Raw genomic sequence first — 19,008 nt, forward strand, 5'->3', positions numbered from 1 at the left:
AGGATGTGTATACGATGTCATTACAGACTAAATATATAGCGGGTATTTCGCTTGGGGTTATGGGAGTAGGTTTTGCGGCTTCTATCCCTTTTCAAGGAACGGTAGCTGGAGAGATTATACAAGGGGGATTTGAAGCTGGATTAGTTGGTGGACTTGCGGATTGGTTCGCAGTTACAGCATTATTCCGTCATCCGATGGGAATTCCAATTCCTCATACAGCGTTATTACCTAAAAATCGTAAACGAGTAACGAAAGGGCTCATTCATACGTTAGAAAATGAGTGGCTGACGAAAGAAAGTATTACGAATAAAGTAAAAGAAATGCAGCTAGCGCAAATGGTACTGCAAATCGCTGAGAGAGAAATGCAGTCTGACGCTGTGAAAAAGGGAATTGTAAAAATTGCTGAGAAGGCGATTGTTACAATAGATACGGAAAAGTTAGCGGTTATTATTGAAAAAGAATTAAAAACGTATTTGCATACAATTAATACAAGTAACATATTACAAGTGCTTGTTGATCAATTGGTAGTGCAAGAGTACGATGAAAAGACACTGGATTACATATTAGTAAAAGTGAAAGATTGGACAGCGCAAGATGAAGCACGTTACCAGCTCGGAAGCTTAGGTATGAAGGCGATGGAAAACATAAAAGTAGATGGATTTTTACAGTTTACTTTGAAATCGTTTATGAATATTGTAGATGAAGATAAAATTGGCGGCATTTTGCAGAAATTTATTATTAGCAATATTAACAGCTTACAAGATGCAGATAATAGTACGAGACAACTTATATTATCGAAAATTCGTCAAGAAATTATAAATGTAAAAGAAAATGAAGCTTTACTACAAGAATTAGAAAATTGGAAAGAAAAATGGATTGCCAATTGGAATGCTACTGACAAAATTAAAGAGATGCTGGAGCAAGTGCAACAAAGGGCAATTACTTTTGTGAAAAACGAAGAGTTTACGGATAAATATGTTATTCCATTTTTACAAACACAAATGAATAAAATAAAAGAAGATGAACAGACTGTTCAAAAAATAGAAGATTGGTTACAAAAACAAGTTGTCACACTTGTGGAAAAGAATCATTCGAAAATCGGAAAACTTGTACAAGAAAACCTTGATAAGTTAGATGATAAAACGTTAATTGAAATGATTGAAAATAACGTCGGTAAAGATTTACAGTGGATCCGAGTAAACGGGGCTGTTTGCGGATTTATGATTGGATTAGTGTTAGAAGGAATTAAAGCGATTATATGAGAAAAACCTTCCACAATTGTGGAAGGTTTTTATTTTTCAATAATACTCATATTGATATTATAAGCTTTTTCAATATTTAACTTGTACGTCCCATTGCCTGTTTTAATCGAATTTTTATACCAATGTTCTTGTTCGTTGAATTCTTTATTTTTTTCTGAAGTATTCTCTTCTTTTTTCGTTAAATCTTCAACTTGTTCCCAAGGTGTGTTTCCGTGGGATTCTTTTTTGTTTGTTATGGCGATTAAAGATACATCGCTTTCTTTTGCTAAATGGACAGATACATTTGAACTTTCCTGTACAAACCAATTATTTTGTAATTGACCTGGATAAAGGGATAAATCGTTATTTGAAGCACGAACTTCTACATTTTTATTTTGCGGAAGAACGAGTGTCGGTTTGACTTGTGGTGCTGAATTCCATAACGTATGTTGAACGGGTAATGATTTTAAAGTAATATACATCGTTTCCCCAGCTGTTTGAACCGAAAGGAAATCTTCTTGTTTTAAATTAAGTTTTTCATTATTTTTCGTCGTCATTTCATATGTTCCAAGAAGGTGAATTTGATTTGTATCATTTCCCTCTATTGTTAGAGGGTGCTGTCCTGCATCCACTACAATTTTTTTGATAGATTCAGGTATATCAATTTGTCCACTTGGAATATTGCTCGTTTGGCGAGTGGTATGAAGAGAATGACGAACTTCATCTAGTAATCCAGTTGATAATAAACAGTAAAAAGCAATTCCAACGCTTCCTAAAATGCCGATAAAGAAAATACTAAAAATATCATATTTAATAAAGGATTGTTCCTTTTTAGAAAATAGAAGGTATAGTAAAATTTCCACGCCAAGAATAATAAGTAAAACAGGCCACCATGCTGTTAAGGAATCTAATACCTCAGTACCTTTTACAACTGAAAATAGTAAGAAGCAACCTAATGAAATAATAGAAAGCCCCATTGAAAATGTTCCAACGCGCCATGTTCTCATTCTTTTGTACCACCTTTGTTTTCTTTATTTCCAAGTAACAATTTAAAGCCGCCACCAATTAAGAGGAGTGCAACGATAGATGTTTGGAAATAGCGATAATATAGCTCGCTAAGATGAATGTTAAATATAGTTGCAAAGTAATCATTCAAAATAGGAAGGAGTGTTTGATCTAATAAATAATAACCACCGAGTGTAATTAACCCAATACCGATCCATCTTTGATGATTGATAAAATAATCAATGATAGGTTCGTCATGTACACGTTCTTTTCCATACTTTGCAGTTTGCTGTAAAGCGTCAAAGAAGCTATAGAACCAAATGATTGGTACTAAAAATAAAAACGCTGAAAGTCTTAATAAGTCGAGTAAATAGATGGAAAGTAAAAAGGCTGCCATAAGCTGAAGACCGCGGCGTTGTAAGCCTAAATACATATGTCCCGCTCCAGGGAACATCGCTAAAATAGAAGCGAATGTTTTATTCTTCTTTCCTTGTTCACGATGCTCTTCAAACTCTTCGAAAATAGTACGGTCATCTAGTTGCTCGCCACGTTCTTTTTTCTGGAGTTGCTGAACAACATCGAAGAAATTGTAAATCCATAAAACAGGTAATGTTATAAGGAAGATAAGGAAACTTTCTTGTGATGTTAAAAGTGCAACGAAAATAATCATACTTCCGATCCCTGTGCAAGCTACTAAAAATGTAAGTCCACGTTGCATAAGCCCTAATTGGAAATGACCAAGTCCAGGTATGATGGATAGGAGAATGATATAAAATCGTTCGCTTTCTTTAGAGGAATCTGTTAATTCTCCGGCTGCTTGTTTTTTTGATTGGTTAATAATAGTGATAACTAAATCTAGTAAATTGACCACCCATAACACGACTAGTAAAAATAGAGAGATAAAAGCCAACTCACGCGCTATTAATTCTACTACGCAAAAAACTGCAAAAGAAAATAGTAATAAAGCCCCTCCGCTATATAAAATAAACCGTCCAAACTTCTTTAAATATAAATGTCCAAGCCCAGGAATTAGCCCTAATACAAGTGCTAAAAAGGGATTTTTATTCATGCTTTGAACCTCCGTCCTTTTTTGATGTATCTACCGATTTGTTTACAATTTGTTGTGAAATAGAAGACTCGTTATGTTTTGAAGATTTCTCGAAATTTGATGTCGCTGTGAAAATATACTGGAATAAACCACTTACCATAAAAATAATTGTAGCTGCGGTCGCAATTATGTAGTGAATAATCGTTCGCTTTAATGAGTTTGTTTTTATATTTTCATTAGGTTGTAGCGTTTCAAAATCAATTTGCGTCATAACTTCATTCGTAAATGAATCATCATTTATCATTGGAAGGTTTTCATGTTGTTCATCGATACTTTCCATATAAAGTGCTAAACAATAATCACATTCATAAAGGTGTTCTTCCATAGATTCACGTTCATTGCTTTCTATAAAATCTAAAGTATAATTGCGCCAATCTTCTTTTGAATAATGCGTCATAGAAACTCTTCCTCCTTCCAATGTTTTTTAATCCATTTTCTTGCCCGATACAGTTTCATTTCGACTGTTTTCACTTCGATGTTTTCCTGCAAAGCAATTTCTTGATAGCTTTTTTCTTCTAAGTAATGTGAGAGAACGACGTCACGGTAATTCTCGGGAAGTTCTCTCAGTTTTTGAGCAATGAGTAATTTTTGCTCTTTCGTCAATAATAAATCCTCAACGTTATGAGAGGATTTTATATTTTCCTCAGTTTCTTTACATAAGGAGAGTTCTTCATTTTCTCTAGCTTTTTTCCTCTTATAATCAATAGCGTGATTGGTGGCAATACGCGCCATCCAAGTTTTTAATCCGCGAAATTGATAATTAGGGAGAGAGGCGTGAATTTTTACGAATACTTCTTGTGTAACATCTTTCGTATCTTCTTCATGTCTTAAAATAGAAAAGATAACTTGAAAAATATAATGACGATATGTTTGCACAAGGATACGAAAAGCGTGTTCGCTTCCTTGCTGTGCTTTTTCAATTAATTGTTTTTCCTCAATGGGTCTCTCCCTCCTTTTTGACGCATTCTATTATATAGACGTAAGAAATGATCGGTCACCCTACACATGTTGTAAAAAAAGAATAATATATTTTTAGGAAGGACGCTATACGAAAAAAGGTGTGAAAAAATGGTAAAGAGAAGTATATAATGAGCAAGTAGGAAATGTTACGTGAAGAAAGGATGTGAATATTAGTAGGGGAAGGTCCATACTAACAAACATGAAAATTAAAATATTAATAGCAGATGATAATTCTTTTATTAGAGAAGGCATGAAAATTATTTTAAATACATATGAAGAGTTCGAAGTTGTAGATACAGTAAATGATGGGAAAGAAGCAGTGGAATATTGCAAAAAGAACGACGTTGATATCGCTCTTTTAGATGTCCGCATGCCAAATATGAACGGGGTAGAGGCAACGAAATTCATTTGTGAAGGGACGAAAACGAAACCGCTAATTTTAACGACGTTCGATGATGATGAATATATTTTGGACGCAGTAAAAAACGGGGCGAAAGGTTATTTATTAAAAAATAATGATCCAGAGCGTATTCGTGATGCAATAAAAGGAGTATATAACGGTCAAACTGTTATGCAAGATGTAGTGCTTGATAAAATTAAGTGCAATTTAATGGAAAGCAAAGAGGACGAATGTAAAATAGATACAAGTCTTTTTACAGAAAGAGAACTTAGTATTATCGCATTAATTGCGAAAGGTTTCTCGAATAAAGAAATTTCAAAGCAACTTTTCATATCAGAAGGAACGATTGCAAATTATATTACATCAGTTTTAGGGAAAACTGGACTTGAACATCGCACACAAATTGCGATTTATTATTTAACAGGGAAAGTAGATTAAAGATATGGAATTTTGGTTAATTGTAAGTAAATTAATTGTCTTTATATATATTGTGTTTAGTTACATTTATTTAAATGTTGTGAACTTACCATGGATTATACTTACTTTGCTTTTATATCTTTCTGTAAATGTGCTGATCTCTATATTTAAACAAGATACGTACAAAAATATATTATCTAGTCTGTCAATTGGCATAGTTATGTTATTTACATGGAAGGTTCATCCGTTTTTTATTTTATTTTTACCATTGAACTTATATGAAGTTATATTTCGTTATATAGAGAAGAAATGGCAGCTCTTTATCATTATGATGATTCCTATTATCTTTACAGAAGAAAGTATTCGAATGACATATGGATTAATTGTTACATTTTCTTTCATCGTATTAACTATGGCAGAACGGTATTTATCGCGTGTATTAAAGCTTGAATCACAAAATGATAAGATGCGAAAAGATATGCAGCGGCTGACGAAAAGCTTAAATGAAAATAAAGAGTACATAAAGCAATCAGAGTACACATTTAAGTTAGAAGAGAGAAATCGGTTGTCACAAGAAATTCATGATAAAATTGGCCACTCGATGACAGGGGCGCTAATTCAAATGGAAGCAGCAAAGAGATTAATGGGGATAGATAAAGAAAAATCTGCCGAGTTATTACAAAATGCAATTCATATATCGAAAGATGGAATTGAAAGTATTAGAGTTACATTAAAAAATATGAAGCCACCAACGGAGCAAATTGGCATTCATCGTATGAAATTATTCATAGAGGAATTTGCCGGTAAGCATGATATAAATATTCCTTTCGTATATAAAGGGAATTTAGATATGATCTCACCGATTCAGTGGAAGATTATCGGTGAAAATGTTACAGAGGCACTAACGAACGCGATGAAATATGCTGATGCGACAGTTATTTCAATCGATATTCATGTACTTAACAAGATGGTGAAAGTACAGGTGAAGGATAATGGAAAAGGTGCAGCTCTCGTTAAGAAAGGTCTCGGGATTATGGGGATGGAGGAGCGAACAGCATCAGTAAACGGAAAAATTATTGTAGACGGAAGAAGTGGTTTTTCAGTAACGATGCTGTTGCCGATATAAGAAAATGGGACGAAGATGAATCATCTCATATGAAAAAAGTGAATAATCTCATGTGAAAAGAATGAACTTCTGCACTGAGCAGGTTCATTTTTTTTGTTTATAATGAATAGCAGAGAAACCGAAATAGGGGTGAAATGATGAATACATTAGAAATTAAAAATTTAACGAAAAAATTTGGTGATTTCATCGCGGTAGATAATATGTCTTTATCTATTAAAGAAGGAGAGATATTTGGCTTTTTAGGATCAAATGGTGCTGGTAAGAGTACAACGATAAATATGATTGCTGGGTTGTTAAGAAGTAATGAAGGTGAAATTAGCATATTAGGAAAAAATATAAAGAAACATAATCGATTTGCGAAGATGAATATCGGTATCGTTCCGCAAGATATTGCGATTTATGAAGAGTTAACTGCCTATGAAAATGTGAAATTCTTTGCTGGACTGTACGGGTTAAGAGGAGCTGAACTAAAAGCGAGAGTAGAGGAAGCACTTCAATTTGTGGGACTTAGTGATAAACATAAAAGTTACCCGAAAAACTTTTCAGGCGGGATGAAACGAAGACTGAATATTGCTTGTGCGATTGCTCATAGACCGAAGTTAATTATTATGGATGAGCCGACGGTTGGAATTGATCCACAGTCAAGAAACTATATTCTCCAGTCGGTTCGAAAATTAAATGAAATGGGAAGTACCATTATTTACACGAGCCACTATATGGAAGAAGTAGAAGAGATTTGTACGAAAATAGCAATTGTAGATCACGGTAAAGTGATTGCAGAAGGTACGAAAGAACAGTTAAAAGCGATTATTACTGATACGAAAGACATTTGGATTGAAGTAAAATCAGTAGAAAATTTAGATGTAGAAAAGTTAAAAGAGATAAACGGTGTGAAAGCTATTCAAATTGAAGAGAACGTAATCAAGGTAAACTCGGATGCAGGAGTAAATAATTTAAATAAAATTATTCAGCACTTCATTAATCATGACATTGAAATTCGTTCGTTAGAGGAGCAGGCTCCGAACTTAGAAACAGTATTCCTTACGTTGACTGGAAGAAACTTACGAGATAAATAAAAGGTAAATGAAGAAAAGGTAAAGGGAGGTTCATCAATTGAACATCTTCAATATTGCAGTTATGCATATTAAAAGAGATTTCAGAGACGTAAGAACTTTAGTTTTTATGTTAGCATTTCCGATTGTACTAATGCTTGTGTTAGGAACAGCGTTAACGAATGCATTTGATAGCGATAGTCAAGCGATTAAAGATATACAAGTGCTCTACAAAGATGAAGCGAGTAGTACATTTTCTCAAACGTTCGAAGCATTTACGAAAGAAGTCGATAAATCGGGTATTCATTTTAAAAAAGCTTCAGGCAGTATAGATGGGAAAGAAGAAGTGAAGCAAAATAAATATGCTGCTTATGTAGAATTAAATAAAGATGGTGCGAAATTTTACGGAAGTGACAAAAGTAGTATTGAGGGAAGTATTGTGGAAGGCATGCTTACAACATTTATTGATAAGTACAATGTAGCGGCCGAAGTTGCAAAAGTTGATCCTAGTAAGGTGAGCGCGGTTATTTCAAGCGGAAATCATAATGATTATATAAAAGAAATATCTTTACAAGCTGCGAAAAAGCCAGGTTCTATGGATTACTATGCGGTTGTAATGACGACGATGATTGCGCTATATGCTGGGATGGGAGCGAGTTCTTTAATTCGTGGAGAACGAATACGTAAAACAGGAGATCGCCTCATTGCTGCGCCTATAAGTAAGGCTGAAATATTCATTGGAAAAGTACTTGGTAGCCTAGTAGCAAATGCTCTTTGCGTATTACTTGTCATGTTATTTAGCAAATTTGTCTTTCAAGCGAATTGGGGCGAACATCTTGGAATCATATTTATTATTTTATTAACACAAATCTTTCTAGCAATTAGCTTCGGTTTAGGGATTGGATATATTACGAAAACAGCTGAATCATCGAGAGCGATTATTCTTGTAGTTGTGCAATTAGCCTCTATTTTTGGTGGTGCATATTTCGTAATAGAAGAAAATTTCGTTACAAATTTATCACCATTAACGTGGGCAAACACAGCTGCTATGAAAATTATTTATGCAAATGATGTAGGAGCAGCGCTGCCAGTAATATGTTTAAATCTTGGCATTTCGGCACTCTTTTTATTAATTGCAATTATTGCATTACGTAGACGGGAGGGGCTATAGTATGAAAGATATTTTATGGCTCATACAAAAAACGTTATCTGTACTTTTGAAAAATAAAAAAGGGTTATTCATTATTATTAGTTTGCCGATAATTGGAACGCTAATCTCCTTCTCAATGTATGGGAATGTCGGGCAAGGGACGTTAAATATCGGGGTTATAAATAAAGAAAATCAATCTATAGCAAATGATACGGTGAAATTTTTAGAAGGATTAAATCATGTAAAGGTAAGTAAAATTAAAGAATCTGAAGTAGAAGATAAACTTACTTCCAAAAAACTTGATGGAGTTATTACATTAGCTTCTGGTTTTTCAAAAAGTGTTCGAGAAGGGAAACCAAATCATATTGAAATTTCATCGATTAAAGGTGATCAAGTAACAGGATTTATAAAATCATATTTATACAATTATATTGATAATGTAGCAGCTATTAGTAAAGTAGCAGGAACAGATCAAAGTGCATTTGATAGTATGTACGCAGGATATCAAAAAGGTTCATTTAAAATGAAAACTGAGACGCTAGAAGATACTTCGAAAAATAAAGATATGACAAACCAAACGATGGGTTATCTTATTATGTTTATGCTATTTTCAGCAGCGAACTTATCAGGTTATATTTTAAAAGAAAAAGAAAATAGAACGTATTTTAGACTCTTATCAACGCCAATAGATGGGAAGAAATTCATATTATCTAATGTCGGGGTAAATATGATGATATTAACAGTACAAATTCTGATTACAATCCTATTCCTAACGAATGTTTTTCATACAAATATCAATATGCCTTTCATAGTGATGCTTGGCGTACTCATGCTATTTGCTTTAATAGCGATTGGAATATCGTTAGTGCTTGTCGCTTTTTCGAAAAACTCAGCATCGGCAAATGCACTGCAAAATATGATCATTGTACCGACATGTTTACTCGCTGGATGCTATTTTCCGTATGACATTATGCCGAAAGCAGTGCAAAAAGTAGCTGATTTTCTTCCGCAAAGATGGCTATTAGATACGGTATCAAAACTACAACAAGGAATTCCGATTTCAGATTTGTATTTAAATATATTAATCTTAATTGCCTTTGCGGTAGCATTCTTCTTAATTGCTATTTATAAGTTTGGAAGAAATAATGATGCGAGAAACTTTGTTTAATATGAAAAGGGTGTGACGTTAAGTCACATCCTTTTTTGTATGAAGCATGAAATCTAAATTGGAATGACAAAATAGAAGGGTAGAAAGAAAATGAGCGGAAGGAAATCAAAATGATTAAAAAAATATTGCGAGTTACTTCTATTATTATTGCTATTGTTGTTTTTATTTTAATTTGGATGCATATCGATGTTACTTTAGGTAGGAAAATGGAAGCTGGGAAAAACATGCCGACAGAGTATGCACCTCATTATAGTGATTTTCAATTATTTGTAGAAGGAAAGTCATTTTATAAACAGTTATTTACTGATATAAGGGAAGCAAAGCAATCTATTTACACGTACTTTTTTATTTTGTCGGATGATAAAAGTAGCCATACTTTTTTAAACTTATTAAAAGAGAAGGCAAAAGAAGGAGTAAATGTCTATTTATCCGTTGATCGCATTAATGATTTATCATTTGAAAGCAAGATGATAAGTGAATTGCGGGAAAGTGGTGTACATTTTACATATAGTAGAAAACCTGAATTGCCATTCGGATTTTATTCACTTCACCATCGTAATCATCGTCGTATTACGACGATTGATGGGGAGATTGGCTATACAGGTGGTTTTAATATAGGAGATGAGTATTTAGGGAAAGATAAGCATTTTGGATATTGGCGTGACTATCATGTGCGGATAAGAGGAGAAGGAGCAAAAGATTTAGAAGAGCAATTCGCTTTAGATTGGAAACGAGATACGAAAGAAAATATAAAAAGAAGTACGAATAAAGCTAGTAAAGGGAATACATTACATACGATGACTAGCTACAATGGACATTACGTCGCTGAAAAGTATATCGAATTAATAAAACAAGCGAAGCATTCAATCGTAATTACAACACCTTATTTTATAGCGAAAAATAAAGAATTTATGAATGCTTTAATTGAAGCGCAAAAACGTGGTGTTACAGTGAAAATACTTTGGTCATATAAACCAGATATTCCTCTCATTAAAGAGGCAGCGTATCCTTATATTCGTCAAGCTGTTAATAATGGAATTAAAGTATATGGTTATAAAAAAGGAATGTTTCATGGGAAGTTAATGTTAATTGATAATGAACTAACTGTTATCGGTACAACGAACATGACTGCACGTAGCTTTTATATGAATGATGAGATGAATTTGTATATTCACGGTGGGACTATCGTATCAGAAGTGAATGAGGCATTAACAAAAGATTTTCGTGATTCGAAAGAGATGACGAAACAATTTTTTGAGAAGTTATCTTTTTGGGAGCGGTGTAAGGAGAAAGTGGCAGGATTAGTGGATTTTTATTTATAAAGGTTAATGAAAAAGGATGTCTTTTATAGACACCCTTTTTTAATGAGAGATAATTAGTTTTCATGCACAAGCAATGAAGCATCATCATTAATTAATGTCCCCACATGCTCCCCTAAGCAAATTCTTTTCATTACACCAGGCTCATCAAAGTTAAAGACGTGTGCTGGTAAATTGTAATCACGAGCAAGTAATAAAGCGGCTTGATCCATGACTTGAATGTTTTGCCTAACAACATCGTTATAGTTTAGTTTTCTGTACATTTTTGCTGATTTATTATGTTTTGGATCACTAGTAAAGACGCCATCTACTCCTTGTTTTGCGACTAATATTGCGTCACTATTCATTTCAATGGCTCTTTGAACACTTGGATAATCTGTCGTAACGAACGGCTGCCCGTTACCGCCGCCAAAAATGACAACATAACCGTTATCTAAATGATGTACTGCTCTGAGGCGAATATAAGGCTCTGCTACTGCATTAAACGGGATGGAAGTCATAACGCGTACTTCTTTATTTGTTTTACTTGTTAAGACGCCGCGAAGCATTAAGCTGTTAATGATTGTACCTAACGTACCGATATTATCAGCTTCTACTCGATCAATGCCCCATTCTTCAGCTAGATGACCTCTGAAAATGTTACCGCCGCCGATGACAATGGATACTTCGATACCTAAGTCAATAATGGATATAATTTCGTTTGCGATATGTTCTAATCTTTTGGAGTTAAAGCTATTTCCGGATTGATCAGCAAGTGCGCCGCCGCTTAATTTAATTAAGACTCTTTTATATGGCTTCATAACAATTCCCCCTATATAGATCGCAATAAAAAAGGAACAAAGGCAAATGCCTTTGTTCCTTTTTAAGAAAATGAAAAAGAAAAGAAGAAGATAGGACGAATTTTTGTACATAATTTTTCATACCATCCACTCCTTTTCATTTTGATTTATTGTAAGTGTATATCTTTTTGATTATACGAAACAATCTGATTACTTATCAAGTATATTGTATCTCTTTTTAATAAAAAGGTGTCAATGAAAAAGAAAAGAAAAATTTTCGAATTTTTTGTGACGAACTTGTAGGTTTTTGTATGATTTTGTAGGTTCGCTTATAAGATGTGTGAGTAGCTTTTATAAATTCAAATTGAAAGCGTTCGCATGAAGGGGATGAACATAAATGAAAAAATTCGGATTGGCAACACAAATTTTTGTCGCGCTTGTTTTAGGGATTGTAGTAGGGGCAGTCTTTTATGGCAATAAAACGGCGATTTCTTATATCACACCAATTGGGGATATATTTATTCACTTAATTAAAATGATTGTAGTACCGATTGTTATTTCAGCATTAATTGTTGCAGTAGCTGGTGTAGGAGATATGAAGAAGCTTGGGAAACTGGGTGGTAAGACAATTCTTTATTTCGAAATTATTACGACGATTGCTATTTTAATGGGATTACTTGCGGCGAATATATTCCAACCAGGTACTGGCGTTGATATGAGTAATTTACAGCAAAGTGATATTTCTTCTTATAAACAAACGGCAGATGCTACAGAGAAGAAAGGATTCGCTGAGACGATTGTTCATATTGTACCGAAAAACGTATTTGAATCGATTTCACAAGGTGACTTATTACCGATTATTTTCTTCTCCGTATTATTCGGTTTAGGAGTTGCGGCAATTGGGGAAAAAGGGAAGCCTGTCTTTAACTTCTTTGAAGGTGTACTCGAAGCGATGTTTTGGGTTACAAATCAAGTTATGAAATTTGCACCATTTGGTGTATTCGCATTAATTGCGGTTACGGTTGCAAAATTTGGTGTAGCAACACTACTTCCTTTAGGAAAACTAGTGCTAGCTGTATACGTAACTGTTATACTATTCGTTGTGATTGTATTAGGTATTAATGCACGAATGGTTGGCGTAAACATTTTTACATTAATGAAAATTTTAAAAGAAGAACTCATTCTTTCATTTACGACAGCAAGTTCAGAAGCTGTTTTACCTAATATAATGAGAAAAATGGAAGAATTCGGTTGTCCAAAGGCAGTTGCCTCTTTCGTAATTCCGACAGGTTATACATTTAACTTGACTGGATCGGCTATTTATCAAGCGTTAGCGGCATTGTTTGTTGCACAAATGTACGGTGTGCACATGTCACTGACAGAGCAAATAACGTTATTATTCGTTCTCATGTTAACATCCAAGGGTATGGCGGGAGTTCCAGGTGCATCGTTCGTTGTTGTATTAGCAACGTTAGGTTCAATGGGGTTACCACTAGAAGGTATCGCGTTAATTGCGGGAATTGACCGCATTTTAGATATGATTCGCTCATCTGTCAATGTATTAGGAAATGCATTAGCGGCCATTGTTATGTCGAAGTGGGAAGGCGAATTCGATGATGAGAAAGCAAAACAATATGTAGAAACAGTCAAAGAAACAAAAGCAGCATAAGAAATCGTTAAGGAGTGAATAATCATGGCAACATTAACTGAAGTTAAAAATGGTGTTCGAATTGAAAAAGATTTTTTAGGTGAAAAAGAAGTACCGAATTATGCATACTACGGCGTACAAACAATGCGTGCAGTTGAAAACTTCCCAATTACAGGATATAAAATCCATGAAGGTTTAATTAGAGCGTTCGCAATTGTAAAAAAAGCTGCAGCGCTTGCTAATACAGATGTAGGAAGATTGGAATTGAGCAAGGGCGGCGCGATCGCAGAAGCTGCTCAAGAAATTCTTGATGGAAAATGGCATGATCATTTCATCGTAGATCCAATCCAAGGCGGAGCAGGTACTTCAATGAATATGAACGCAAATGAAGTCATGGCCAATCGTGCTCTTGAATTATTAGGAATGGAAAAGGGAGACTATCATTATATTAGTCCAAATAGTCATGTAAACATGGCGCAATCAACAAACGATGCATTCCCAACGGCGATTCATATCGCAACATTAAACGCATTAGAAGGTTTATTACAAACGATGGGGTATATGCATGATGTATTTGAATTAAAAGCAGAGCAGTTCGATCATGTTATTAAAATGGGTCGTACACATTTACAAGACGCTGTGCCAATTCGTCTTGGACAAGAATTTAAAGCGTATTCCCGCGTACTTGAACGTGATATGAAACGTATCAAGCAATCACGTCAACATCTATATGAAGTAAATATGGGAGCAACTGCAGTTGGTACAGGCTTAAATGCAGATCCAGAATATATTGAAGCAGTTGTAAAACATTTAGCTGCAATCAGTGAATTACCACTTGTTGGTGCAGAAGACTTAGTAGATGCAACGCAAAATACGGATGCATACACAGAGGTATCAGCAGCACTTAAAGTATGTATGATGAATATGTCTAAAATTGCGAATGACCTTCGCTTAATGGCATCAGGTCCGCGTGTTGGTTTAGCAGAAATTATGTTACCAGCTCGTCAACCAGGTTCTTCTATTATGCCAGGGAAAGTAAACCCTGTTATGCCAGAAGTAATTAATCAAATTGCGTTCCAAGTAATTGGTAACGACCATACAATTTGCCTTGCTTCAGAAGCAGGACAATTAGAATTAAACGTTATGGAACCAGTACTTGTTTTCAACTTACTTCAATCTATTAGCATTATGAATAACGGTTTCCGTGCCTTTACAGATAATTGCTTAAAAGGAATTGAAGCGAATGAAGATCGCTTAAAAGAGTATGTTGAGAAGAGTGTAGGAATTATTACAGCCGTGAACCCTCATATCGGTTATGAAGCAGCAGCTCGCGTTGCGAAAGAAGCAATTGCAACAGGTCAATCCGTTCGAGAACTTTGTGTGAAAAACGGTGTACTGTCACAAGAAGACTTAGAGTTAATTCTAGATCCATTCGAAATGACACACCCAGGGATTGCAGGAGCAACTCTTTTAAAGAAAAATTAAAAGAAGAGGGGGGACAATCCCCTCTTTTTTGTTTACAATATAGAAATGCTATATATGAATAGAGGTAGGGATGTTATGAGTAAGTTTACAGTAGCTTCTAATGGTTCATTAGAAACGACATTAAGAGGAGTAGAAGTATTATCAACACCACTTTTAAATAAAGGGGTCGCTTTCACGCAAGAAGAGAGAGAAGAATTAGGTTTAAAAGGGTTATTACCGCCAGCGGTTTTAACATTAGAAGAACAAGCACGCCGAGCGTATGAACAATTTTGTTCTCAGCCGGACGATTTATTAAAGAATGTATACTTAACAGCGTTACATGATCGAAATGAAGTGTTATTTTATCGTATATTAACAAATCATTTACGTGAAATGTTACCAATCGTATATACACCAACTGTTGGTGTAGCGATTCAAAGATATAGTCATGAATACCGTAAACCGCGTGGTGTGTATTTATCAATTAACGATCCGTCGGGTATTGAAGAAGCTTTCGCCAATATCGGTGCAACAGCAGAAAATATTGATTTAGTCGTTGTTACAGATGGAGAAGGCATACTTGGAATTGGTGACTGGGGCGTTGGTGGTATAAACATCGCAATCGGAAAATTAGCTGTTTATACGGCCGCAGTTGGAATCGATCCTAGTCGTGTATTACCGGTAATTTTAGATGTAGGTACAAATCGTGAAGAACTATTAAACAATCCATTTTATATTGGAAATCGTCACCCTCGTATAACTGGTGAAGCTTACGATGAATTTATTGATACGTTTGTACAAGCGGTAAATAAACAATTCCCGAAAGCACTTTTACATTGGGAAGACTTTAGCTCTCGAAATGCACGAAAAATTTTAGATAAATATCGTCATGATATTTGTACATTTAATGATGATATTCAAGGTACAGGTGCAGTTTCACTTGCTGCTGTGTTATCGGCAGTGAAAGCTTCTGGTGTACCATTAAGTGAACACCGCGTTGTTGTGTTTGGTGCTGGTACGGCTGGAATCGGTATTGCAGATCAAGTTAGAGATGCGTTGGTCCGCGTAGGTGTGTCAGAAGAAGAATCATATAAGCGTTTCTGGTGTATTGATCGTAACGGATTAGTTACAGATAATATGGAAGATCTTCTTGATTTCCAAATTCCATATGCAAGAAAAGAAGCGGAAGTAAATGAGTGGAAGCAAAATGATATGATCGGACTTGCTGAAGTTGTGAAACATGTAAAACCGACAATTTTAATCGGTACATCAACTGTTGCAGGTGCATTTAAAGAAGAGATTATTAAAGAAATGGCTTCTCACACAGAAAGACCAATCATTTTACCGATGTCGAATCCGACGCCACTTGCTGAAGCAAAACCAGCTGATTTAATCGAGTGGACAGAAGGAAGAGCATTAGTTGCAACAGGAAGTCCATTTGAACCAGTTACATACAACGGTGTAACGTATGTGATTGGACAATCAAATAACGCACTTATTTTCCCAGGTCTTGGTCTTGGAACAATTGTCGTACGTGCAAGCGTCATGACGGATGGAATGTTTGCAGCAGCTGCTGAAGCAGTTGCAAGCATGGTAGACACAAGTCAGCCAGGAGCACCTATTTTGCCAGAGGTTGAAGAGTTACGTAATATCTCGGAAATGGTTGCAATTGAAGTAGCGAAAGTTGCCGTTGCAGAAGGTGTTGCTAGAGAGAACTTAAGTGATAACGATATTAAGATTGCAGTGAAAGAAGCAATATGGGAGCCGGAGTACCGCCAAATAAAAGCGGTAGAAAAGGTTAGAATATAGAAATAAAGCCCGTTTATTATAATAAGCGGGCTTTCACTTTTATTGTCGAAAAAAGTATAGGAAGTGGCACCTTTGAATTGGAATCAATTATGGAAGAAAGATATATCCCTTTTAATTATATTAATGGTAGTTGTTCCGATTGCTGGAGAGCTTAATTTTCATCCTTTTAACGATACGTTTCGCGTTAGCTTTGGGACACCGCTTTTCTTCTTTTTATTATTATTTTTAAGAAGAATACCAGCAGTGGCTGCAGGTATTCTTGTCGGTATATGTGTCGTTTTATTCCGCGTATGTCTTGACTGGGTCATGCAAGGTTCATTTCATATGACAGAATCATTTTATTTGCGCTATCCTGTGTTCTTTTATTATTTTATTTATGGAAGTCTTTTTTCACTTTGTAGGGTGAATAAGTTTCATCAGAAACCAATCGTTATTGGGTGCCTTGGAATTACAATTGAAATTATCGCAAGTATGTCAGAACTTGCGATTTATCATATGGTAGTACTCGGTACAACAATAACAGTTTCTGAAGTGAATAAATTAATTATTATTGCTATTTTTCGTAGTTTCTTTGCACTTGGCTTTTTAAATATGATGATTTTATATGAAACGAAATTAAAAGAGTCACAAGTTAGAAAAGAAAATGAAAAAATGTTCATGCACCTTTCAAATTTATATGTAGAATCTGTTCACTTGAAAAAAACGTTACAAAATGCAGAATTGATTACACAAGAAGCATATCAACTATATCGAAATTTACAGACAGATGATGATTCCAGTAGTAAAACAGCATTGAAAATAGCAGGAGAAGTGCACGAAATAAAAAAGGATAATCAAAGGATTTTTGCAGGATTATCTAAACTGTTATTAGATAAAAATGTGGCTGAGTATGTAGAAGGACATGAGCTTACAGAAATGATCGTAAGAATAAATGAGAAATATGCTGAAATGCTAGGGAAAGATATACGTTTTTCAAAACATATAGAAGGTGAACACGCTGCATATCACGTGTATACAGTGCTATCAATCTTTAATAACTTAGTTGCCAATGCAGTGGAAGCAATTGAAGATAGAGGTCTCATACGTATTAAGTTATATAAACGGGAGCAACATGTAATCTTTGAAGTAATTGACGATGGCCCTGGTATTGCACAAAAGTATAAGAAATTAGTATTTAAGCCAGGGTTTACTTCCAAGTATGATCAAACAGGAACACCGTCAACAGGTATTGGACTTTCTTACATACACGAAATGGTAACAGAGCTCGGCGGAGAAGTAAGGTTAGAAGACAATGAAACAGGAAAAGGGTGTAAGTTTATCGTTTGTTTACCGGAGTGCAGTTTAAAGCGGGAAGGGGAATAGGTTTGTTTTATTATATTGTAGATGATGATGAAGTTTTCCGTTCAATGCTTTCGCAAATTATTGAGGATGGCGATCTTGGGGAAGTAATTGGAGAATCGGAAGATGGAGCGTTTATTGAAGCAGAACAGCTAAATTATAAAAAAGTAGATATTTTATTTATTGATTTACTAATGCCGATGAGAGACGGCATTGAAACAGTTCGTCATATAGCGTCTTCATTTACTGGGAAAATTATTATGATTTCCCAAGTTGAATCGAAACAGCTCATTGGTGAGGCGTATACACTTGGTGTGGAATATTATATTACAAAACCACTAAACAAAATAGAAGTAGTATCTGTTGTACGAAAAGTGATGGAGCGTATTCGGTTGGAACGTTCTATACATGACATTCAAAAATCATTAAATAATGTGTTTCAGTGGGAAAAGCCGCCAATGCGTAGTGAAACAGTACAAGAAGGAAAAAAGATATCAGATTCAGGACGCTTCTTACTAGCAGAGCTCGGTATTGCGGGAGAGAACGGAAGTAAAGATTTACTTAGTATGCTGGAATATTTATACGGACAAGAAAAGGCACAAACATTTGAATTTGGCTTTCCTGCGTTAAAAGATATTTTTCACCAAATAACATTAAAAAAATTAGATCATATAGCTTCGGATGCAGATATAGATAAGGAGAGAAAAGCATCTGAACAACGTGTAAGAAGAGCAATTTATCAATCATTGAATCATTTAGCCTCCCTCGGACTAACAGACTTTTCAAATCCGAAATTTGAAAGCTATGCTCCGAAGTTTTTTGATTTCACTGTAGTTAGAAAACGAATGACAGAAATGACAAAGGATGAAATAGCGTCTTCTGGCCATATACGAATTAATACGAAGAAATTTATTCAAGTGTTATATTTTGAGGCGAAAAGGTTGATGGAGATAGAGTGAAGAAGGTGCTTATAAATAAGCATCTTTTTTTGTTAAATCAATATTTTATATTTTCTCGTAGAGCA

The 19,008-nt window shown here is 34.9% G+C and carries 17 protein-coding genes; 12 read left to right on the forward strand and 5 right to left on the reverse strand.

What is annotated here, in order from left to right; genetic code table 11:
* Positions 1-14 precede the first annotated feature (14 nt).
* Complete coding sequence (locus DT250_RS20565; protein ID WP_087983120.1) at positions 15-1,262, forward strand: DUF445 domain-containing protein; 1,248 nt, start codon at positions 15-17, stop codon at positions 1,260-1,262.
* Positions 1,263-1,291: 29 nt separating this feature from the next.
* Here DT250_RS20565 and exsE read toward each other — a convergent pair whose 3' ends face one another.
* The 4 genes from exsE to DT250_RS20585 are packed head-to-tail and all read right to left on the reverse strand — an operon-like array spanning position 1,292 to position 4,230.
* On the reverse strand, positions 1,292-2,248 hold the full coding sequence (gene exsE, locus DT250_RS20570; protein ID WP_137013027.1) for an exosporium protein ExsE: 957 nt from the start codon (positions 2,246-2,248) through the stop codon (positions 1,292-1,294).
* Positions 2,245-3,315 carry a hypothetical protein gene (locus DT250_RS20575; RefSeq protein ID WP_087983115.1) on the reverse strand — a complete coding sequence of 357 codons (1,071 nt, stop codon included), beginning with the start codon at positions 3,313-3,315 and terminating at the stop codon, positions 2,245-2,247. Before DT250_RS20575 ends, exsE begins: the two co-directional genes overlap by 4 nt.
* On the reverse strand, positions 3,308-3,751 hold the full coding sequence (locus DT250_RS20580) for a hypothetical protein (RefSeq protein ID WP_087983113.1): 444 nt from the start codon (positions 3,749-3,751) through the stop codon (positions 3,308-3,310). The genes DT250_RS20575 and DT250_RS20580 overlap by 8 nt, the downstream gene beginning before the upstream one ends.
* Complete coding sequence (locus DT250_RS20585) at positions 3,748-4,230, reverse strand: RNA polymerase sigma factor (protein ID WP_316251779.1); 483 nt, start codon at positions 4,228-4,230, stop codon at positions 3,748-3,750. Before DT250_RS20585 ends, DT250_RS20580 begins: the two co-directional genes overlap by 4 nt.
* A 283-nt stretch (positions 4,231-4,513) precedes the next feature.
* On the opposite strand from DT250_RS20585, the gene DT250_RS20595 reads away from it, so the two are divergent.
* The 6 genes from DT250_RS20595 (at position 4,514) to cls (ending at position 10,949) form a co-directional block, all read left to right on the forward strand.
* Positions 4,514-5,152: a response regulator transcription factor gene (locus DT250_RS20595; RefSeq protein ID WP_060489832.1), complete on the forward strand. Its 639-nt coding sequence runs from the start codon at positions 4,514-4,516 to the stop codon at positions 5,150-5,152.
* A gap of 4 nt (positions 5,153-5,156) precedes the next feature.
* The gene (locus DT250_RS20600; protein WP_149213644.1) at positions 5,157-6,257 is read left to right on the forward strand and encodes a sensor histidine kinase; all 1,101 of its coding nucleotides are present in this window, start codon (positions 5,157-5,159) and stop codon (positions 6,255-6,257) included.
* A gap of 137 nt (positions 6,258-6,394) precedes the next feature.
* A complete protein-coding gene (locus DT250_RS20605) occupies positions 6,395-7,333 on the forward strand; it encodes an ABC transporter ATP-binding protein (RefSeq protein ID WP_098128366.1) in 939 nt (312 codons plus the stop codon).
* Between the two features lie 37 nt (positions 7,334-7,370).
* Positions 7,371-8,480, forward strand: a complete 1,110-nt coding sequence (locus DT250_RS20610) for an ABC transporter permease (protein WP_149213645.1) — start codon at positions 7,371-7,373, stop codon at positions 8,478-8,480.
* Between the two features lies 1 nt (position 8,481).
* Positions 8,482-9,627, forward strand: coding sequence for an ABC transporter permease (locus DT250_RS20615; RefSeq protein WP_149213646.1), 1,146 nt, complete (start codon positions 8,482-8,484; stop codon positions 9,625-9,627).
* Positions 9,628-9,737: 110 nt separating this feature from the next.
* On the forward strand, positions 9,738-10,949 hold the full coding sequence (gene cls, locus DT250_RS20620; RefSeq protein WP_149213647.1) for a cardiolipin synthase: 1,212 nt from the start codon (positions 9,738-9,740) through the stop codon (positions 10,947-10,949).
* Between the two features lie 53 nt (positions 10,950-11,002).
* Here cls and pyrH read toward each other — a convergent pair whose 3' ends face one another.
* Positions 11,003-11,746, reverse strand: a complete 744-nt coding sequence (pyrH, locus tag DT250_RS20625; RefSeq protein ID WP_048543321.1) for a UMP kinase — start codon at positions 11,744-11,746, stop codon at positions 11,003-11,005.
* Between the two features lie 376 nt (positions 11,747-12,122).
* Between pyrH and DT250_RS20630 the strand changes: the two genes are divergently transcribed.
* From DT250_RS20630 to DT250_RS20650, 5 genes are all read left to right on the forward strand, one after another.
* On the forward strand, positions 12,123-13,394 hold the full coding sequence (locus DT250_RS20630) for a cation:dicarboxylate symporter family transporter (RefSeq protein WP_048543320.1): 1,272 nt from the start codon (positions 12,123-12,125) through the stop codon (positions 13,392-13,394).
* Positions 13,395-13,418: 24 nt separating this feature from the next.
* A complete protein-coding gene (aspA, locus tag DT250_RS20635) occupies positions 13,419-14,858 on the forward strand; it encodes an aspartate ammonia-lyase (RefSeq protein ID WP_048543319.1) in 1,440 nt (479 codons plus the stop codon).
* Positions 14,859-14,933: 75 nt separating this feature from the next.
* The gene (gene malS, locus DT250_RS20640; protein ID WP_142315576.1) at positions 14,934-16,646 is read left to right on the forward strand and encodes an oxaloacetate-decarboxylating malate dehydrogenase; all 1,713 of its coding nucleotides are present in this window, start codon (positions 14,934-14,936) and stop codon (positions 16,644-16,646) included.
* A 63-nt stretch (positions 16,647-16,709) separates the two neighbouring features.
* Positions 16,710-18,008: a sensor histidine kinase gene (locus DT250_RS20645; protein WP_179952855.1), complete on the forward strand. Its 1,299-nt coding sequence runs from the start codon at positions 16,710-16,712 to the stop codon at positions 18,006-18,008.
* A 2-nt stretch (positions 18,009-18,010) separates the two neighbouring features.
* Positions 18,011-18,943 carry a response regulator gene (locus DT250_RS20650; protein ID WP_098128363.1) on the forward strand — a complete coding sequence of 311 codons (933 nt, stop codon included), beginning with the start codon at positions 18,011-18,013 and terminating at the stop codon, positions 18,941-18,943.
* The last annotated feature ends 65 nt before the right edge of the window (positions 18,944-19,008 follow it).

Origin of the sequence: Bacillus sp. AR2-1 (assembly GCF_008368755.1) — a bacterium.
In the GTDB taxonomy this organism is placed as follows: Bacteria; Bacillota; Bacilli; order Bacillales; family Bacillaceae_G; genus Bacillus_A; species Bacillus_A wiedmannii.

What these genes read in the sequence shown, in the direction of transcription:
- DT250_RS20565 (WP_087983120.1), top strand. Translation starts at nt 15, where the DNA reads ATGTCATTACAGACTAAATATATAGCGGGTATTTCGCTTGGGGTTATG.
- exsE (WP_137013027.1), bottom strand. Translation starts at nt 2,248, where the DNA reads ATGAGAACATGGCGCGTTGGAACATTTTCAATGGGGCTTTCTATTATT.
- DT250_RS20575 (WP_087983115.1), bottom strand. Translation starts at nt 3,315, where the DNA reads ATGAATAAAAATCCCTTTTTAGCACTTGTATTAGGGCTAATTCCTGGG.
- DT250_RS20580 (WP_087983113.1), bottom strand. Translation starts at nt 3,751, where the DNA reads ATGACGCATTATTCAAAAGAAGATTGGCGCAATTATACTTTAGATTTT.
- DT250_RS20595 (WP_060489832.1), top strand. Translation starts at nt 4,514, where the DNA reads ATGAAAATTAAAATATTAATAGCAGATGATAATTCTTTTATTAGAGAA.
- DT250_RS20600 (WP_149213644.1), top strand. Translation starts at nt 5,157, where the DNA reads ATGGAATTTTGGTTAATTGTAAGTAAATTAATTGTCTTTATATATATT.
- DT250_RS20605 (WP_098128366.1), top strand. Translation starts at nt 6,395, where the DNA reads ATGAATACATTAGAAATTAAAAATTTAACGAAAAAATTTGGTGATTTC.
- DT250_RS20615 (WP_149213646.1), top strand. Translation starts at nt 8,482, where the DNA reads ATGAAAGATATTTTATGGCTCATACAAAAAACGTTATCTGTACTTTTG.
- cls (WP_149213647.1), top strand. Translation starts at nt 9,738, where the DNA reads ATGATTAAAAAAATATTGCGAGTTACTTCTATTATTATTGCTATTGTT.
- pyrH (WP_048543321.1), bottom strand. Translation starts at nt 11,746, where the DNA reads ATGAAGCCATATAAAAGAGTCTTAATTAAATTAAGCGGCGGCGCACTT.
- DT250_RS20630 (WP_048543320.1), top strand. Translation starts at nt 12,123, where the DNA reads ATGAAAAAATTCGGATTGGCAACACAAATTTTTGTCGCGCTTGTTTTA.
- aspA (WP_048543319.1), top strand. Translation starts at nt 13,419, where the DNA reads ATGGCAACATTAACTGAAGTTAAAAATGGTGTTCGAATTGAAAAAGAT.
- malS (WP_142315576.1), top strand. Translation starts at nt 14,934, where the DNA reads ATGAGTAAGTTTACAGTAGCTTCTAATGGTTCATTAGAAACGACATTA.